The organism is Bradyrhizobium sp. P5_C11_2 (assembly GCF_054049755.1).
Window position 1 is genome coordinate 1 of record NZ_JBFULT010000526.1, and the last position, 5,357, is coordinate 5,357.

Annotated in this window: 3 protein-coding genes; 2 read left to right on the top strand and 1 reads right to left on the bottom strand. The window is 63.8% G+C overall.

Translation table 11 applies throughout. From position 1 onward, the window contains the following. Window positions 1-2,709 (bottom strand): FecR domain-containing protein (locus ACXJL8_RS32950; protein WP_456686291.1); only part of this gene is annotated, 2,709 nt, incomplete at its 3' end. Between the two features lie 619 nt (window positions 2,710-3,328). Here ACXJL8_RS32950 and ACXJL8_RS32955 point away from each other — a divergent pair. Further along, on the top strand, window positions 3,329-4,060 hold the full coding sequence (locus ACXJL8_RS32955; protein WP_456686292.1) for a transglutaminase-like cysteine peptidase: 732 nt from the start codon (window positions 3,329-3,331) through the stop codon (window positions 4,058-4,060). A 119-nt stretch (window positions 4,061-4,179) separates the two neighbouring features. Beyond that, a complete protein-coding gene (locus ACXJL8_RS32960) occupies window positions 4,180-5,304 on the top strand; it encodes a lysozyme inhibitor LprI family protein (protein WP_456624081.1) in 1,125 nt (374 codons plus the stop codon). Window positions 5,305-5,357 lie beyond the last annotated feature (53 nt).

Consider the following 5,357-nt stretch of genomic DNA (forward strand, 5'->3'; position numbering starts at 1 on the left):
GGACGTGTTGGCAGCGGTCTCGTGGGCGAATTCCACCGTGCCCTTGACGTTGACCGCAGCGGAATTGTTCAGCGTACCGTTCTCGAGGACACTGGTGCCGTCGAGCTCCAGCGTCCCGGCGATGGTGACGGTGCCGCCATGGATGGTGGCGGTGTCGACGATCAGCGTCGTACCGGCGTCGGCCTTCAAGGTCCCGCCGGCATTGGCGATGTTGGCCAGCGTCTTGAGCGTGCCGCCGGACAGCTCCAGCATGCCGGAATTGGTGATTGTGATGCCGCTGGCGAAATCGCCGCCGCCCGCCAGCGTCAGATGGCCGGCATTGGTGAGCACGGCCGTGTCCAGGATCTCGGCCTTGCCGCCGACAGACATCGTGCCGGTCGCGGCATTGATGAAGATCGAGTCGGCGCTCATGTTGAGCGCGCCGGCAACCGTCAGCGAGCTTTGGTTGATCACTTTCGGCGGCGGGCCGCCAAAGTCGTTCATCGTGATCGACTTGGCGTAGGCCGCGGCGTCGATCGTCACCGGATAGGACGGCGTCAGGCCGTGCAGCTGATCGGTGATGACGATGACGTCGTCATCGATGGTCGGGACCGTGCCGGTTTCCCAGTTGGCCGCGTCCTTCCAGAAGCCGCCGGAGGGCGCGCCGGCCTTGTCGGTCGCGATCCACACCACCGCGGGCGCGTCGGTGCCGGTGATCGTGACGGTGATGGTCTGCTGCGAGGTGGCGCCTTGCAAGTCAGTGAGCGTCACGGTGTAGACCAGCGTCAGCACCGTGCCCTTCGGGATGAAGTCGGCGAGATAGACCGGCAGATCGGCCAGCGACCAGTTGATGGTGCCGGTGCCGTCCCCGGTGCTGTCGGCGCCCGCCGCGATCGCGACCGACATCGCGCTCTGGAAGGCCGCGAGCGGGCCCGGCGGCACGGTGGCGCCAGGCAGGGTCGCGCTGGTCAGCGCCACCGACACCGTGTGCTTGTCGGTGAGATCGACGTCGTCGAAGTTCAGCGTGCCCGTCGTCGGCACATCGCTGCTGAGCGGGCCACCCGGAACGCTGGTACCGCCTTCGAAGGTGATGACCGGAACGCCGGTGGTGATCACCGGCTTGTCGTTGGTGCCGGTGATCGTGATGGTGATCGGGATGAAGGTGGTTTCGGGGTTGACCGCGAAATTATTGTCGATGCGGACCATATAGGTCAGCGTCAGCGTTTCGCCGGCCGCGAGGAAGTCGAAGACGTGGTCGGGAATCGTATAGGTCCAGACCGCCGAGCCGTTGTTGTTGTTGCCGCCGTCTGCGGCGACGTTGATCTGGATCTGCGTCGCCGCGATGTCCTGCTTCTGGAGCGCGGAGAGCGTGCCGGTGACGTCCTGCTGGCCGGCGGTCTTGTAGACGTAGTTCGGCGCGCCGGCGAGATTCACGCTCACCGTCGGCCGATCGCCCAGATTTTGGTCGACGAAGGTGATCCGGCCGGAAACCGTGTCGGAATGCGTGGTGTCGCCGGTCGTGTCCGCGCGCTCGGTCAGCGCGAACGCCGTCTTCACATTGCCGTTGAGGTCGAGGCTGCGCGAATCGGGCGGACCGGGAATGCGGGTGCTGGTCGACGGATTATGGCCAGGCCCCTCCGATCCCGGCTGATTGAGATTCGTGAAGGTCGCGGTCGCGGTGGCACCGGTGTCCGTCTTGATCACGACAATATTGCCGGTCTGCGTGATCGTGTCGGTGAAGTTCGTGGTCAGCTTGGTGTTGGTGTTGTTATCGGTGAACTTCAGCGTGAACACGTCCGTGATCAGCTTCTGGATGTCCGGCGACATCAGCGCGTTGCTGATCGAGACGTTGCCGCCGCTGATCTGGATCATCTGGCCGGCCTGGTTGACCGTCGCGATCGGCAGCAGCGTGACCTTGTCGAACAGGATGTAGGAGCCGGTGGTGCCGTTCGGCTCGACCAGCACCTGGAAGCTCGCCTGCGGCTGCGGATCGCCGCCGCCGGACGGAACGACGAAATTGATCTGGGTCAGCACGGCCGTGCCACGGATGCCCATGGTGGCGACCGGCGTGTCGACCTTCATGTCGCCGTGCTTGGCGGTCTCGCCGGCAACGAAGGTGATGGTGCCCGCGACGAGGCTGAGCAGCGAGGAATTGCTCGACCCGTTGGGGTCGTAGACCATCTCGTTCAGCACCATCCGCGCATTGGAGGACAGGCCGAACACCGTGCCGTCGATGAAGGTGATGCCGAGCGTCGAGTCCCCGCCAGTCGAGACCACATCGCCCTTCTCGACGTTGTCGCCATTGTTCAGGATGACGGAGACGCCGTTGCGGATCGCGGTCGCGCTGCCGGAGAGTTTCGTGACGTGGCCGATGACCTGCGCGGCGGCGATGCCGGGCGCGGCCTGAGCGTATTGCACATGGCCGGTGAGCGCGTTGACAACGTCGCCGGTGAGATGCGCGCCATCCGGCGATGAGAGCGCCGCGCGCTTGTCGCCCCTAAAATAATCGTGAACCACAAACTCGTGACCATCATGGGACAGCACGAGATCAGCGCCGGCGCGCTTGAAGTCGCCATGAAAGATCAGGTTGGGATCGGGAACAACGAACGCGCCTTCGGGTACGGAACCGTGCGCCTTGGCCGTAAAGGAATCGACGTGGCCATCGGCAGGCGCGCGGAAACCCGGGCCGTGCATGGAAATCGCGGCGTCAAATTTGCCAGCGTAATTCAATCGGGCACCAAAAAAGGGTTAAAATCTAAGTAAGTATCCACCGCCTAAGCTTGCATATCATTACCAAGTCCTTAGTGAAACAATCTATTGCTTGTGTGATTTCGCATCACCAAGCCGTCGATCGCTCCGTCCGGCGGCGTTCTGGTAGAGAAGCCAGAGTAATTTTTGAAATATCTATAAGTATAACTTCGCTTGTCTGCGCCCATTTCCAGTCATCCCATGTATTCTATTGTAGAAATTCAACAATAGATACTTTTGTCATCTTTTCTTCGTGCTGCCCCGCAGCATCCTGCGGCAAATACGGAACTAAATCTGTGACCTAACTAACAGAACCCGTGAAATCGCGGGGTCGTTAGCCATAGGACGCAGAATCGGCCTCCCCCGCAACTTATGCCTGCAATCGGCTCAGCTTCGCGGGCCACCGCCGTCCTCCTACCCCCGATTCGTAAAATTTTACGGAAATTGGACAGGGCCATTTCAGCCTGCCACACGGTTTTGGGACCCCTGCCGGTCGCGTTAAGCAGAACAAAACGGCCCGTCTCGCACTATCTCCGCGAAGCAACAAAGCCCGGCACGTACAGGTCGAGGGGGACCTGGCGAAGCCGGAAGGGGATGTCAGATGGAGACCGCTGCTCACATGCGCGCCTGGCGCGCAACGCTCGTCCTGTGCGGATTGATCCTGTTCGGATCGGCCGCCGACCTTCGTGCCGRCACGCTGCTGTCGCCGGGCGCCGGCGTTCTCGTGCGCAAATCCGCCGAGCCGTTCGGCGTGTTCGCCTTCGCCATCTCCACCGGCAGCCTGCAACAGAAATGGTTCGCGCTGAAAGAGAGGCTCGACGACGACATGGTGCAGCTCGCGCTGTGCGACGGCGATCGCGACAATTGCGCCTCGCCTGCGGCGCTGAAGTTGCTCGCGATCGTGGACCAGGCCCGCAGCCGTGACGGCCGCGCGCGGCTGGGCGAGACCAACCGCGCCATCAATCTCGCCATCCGGGCCGCCAATGACGGCACTGAGGACGTCTGGAGCTCGCCGCTCGCGACCTTCCAGCGCGGCGCCGGCGATTGCGAGGACTACGCCATCGCCAAGCTGGCTGCGCTGCGGCTCGCCGGCGTCGCGGCCGAAGACCTCCGCATCGTCGTGGTGCGCGACACCCGCGCCGGCGAAGAGCATGCCGTTGCCGCAGCAAAGCTCGACGGCCATTGGCTGATGCTCGACAACCGCCGCATGGCGATGGTCGAAGACGACGATGCACGGAGCTACCAGCCGCTGTTCGTGCTCTATCGGTCCGCCGTGATGAAATATGTCGACGAACCGGTACAGTTGTCGATGACCACGGCCGAGGCGCACTGATCCAGCTTGTAGCCCGGATGGAGCCAACGGGTCTCACGTAAACCGTCGCTCCACAAACCCATTCCACCGCGCGATCCGGGACGCTAGCATGGCTTCGACCATGCTGGGGGACGATCGGAATGCGGTTCATCGTGCTGACTGTGCTTGCGCTGCTGGCTTGGCCTGCGGCCTCCGCCACCGCGCAATCCGTCTCATCCGACCGCTCGATCGCCGACAGGCTGCCGCTGTTCGCCAAGAACGGMTGCCAGCAGAACCGCGATCCCGCCAATCAACTGTTCTGCGGTGATGCCGAGCTCGCCGCCGCCGCAGAGAAGCTGAGTGCGGCGATCGAAGCACGCCTCGCCCGCCTGCCCGATCGCCTGCCGGCGATCGAGGAGAACGCGATCTGGATCCGGCAACGCAGCCTCGGTTGCGGCATCATCGGCCAGACCGGGGTCCGCTACGAGGATTTCGACCGGGTGAAGGCCTGCCTCCTCAAGGTGACCGACGAGCGTACCGCGATCCTGCGCGATCCGGATTTCGACTGTCTCGCAGCCAACACCGCCGCCGGCGCGCTGATCTGCGCAGATCCGTCGCTGGCGGTCGCCGAAACCGAGCTCAATGGCCAGGTGCTCGGCTTGATCGGCAAGCTCGATCAGACTGCGGCGCGCTTTGCCTTCGCTGAATATGGCCGGTGGACCCGGGAGCGCGACCGCAAATGCAATCTCGTCGGCAAGGAGAACGTGCCGCTCGGGGAGCTCGAGTCCGCGGAAGACTGTCTCGCCGACTATCTGAAGCGCAAGACCGGCGATATCCTCGCCGCCAAGGGCGATCCGAAGAAGGTGTTCGGCCGGCAGATCGCGGCCTTGCTGCCCGACACCGACGCCATCGATTTCTGCGCCGCGCGAATCCACGCGGCCAATTCGTGCGGCAATTTCGTCCGCATCAACCGCGTCTTCGCCGTCGACAGCCAGGTGACGGCGCAGGAGGCGCAGATCACCGGCGAGATCGAAATGGTCGTGCTGGCGCCCTTCACCGCCTGCAGCAAGGTCGCGTCCACCTGCACGGGCACCTGCTGGGATCTCAAGCTCGGCCGCGCGCAGCCGGCCGCCGAAGCCAAGCAAAATGCGAGGGATTCCTTCAACGTCACGCGCCGGCTCAGGATCCAGCGCACCTTCGCCTTCGTGAAAGCCGCCGACGGCTGGCGCTGCCGGGAGGACGAGCTGGCCCCGGTGAATTCGGGGACTGCGGGTGGCGGGTCGTAGGCTGTCTCCTCTCCCTCTCCCCGCTCTTCGCGGGGAGAGGGTTGGGGTGAGGG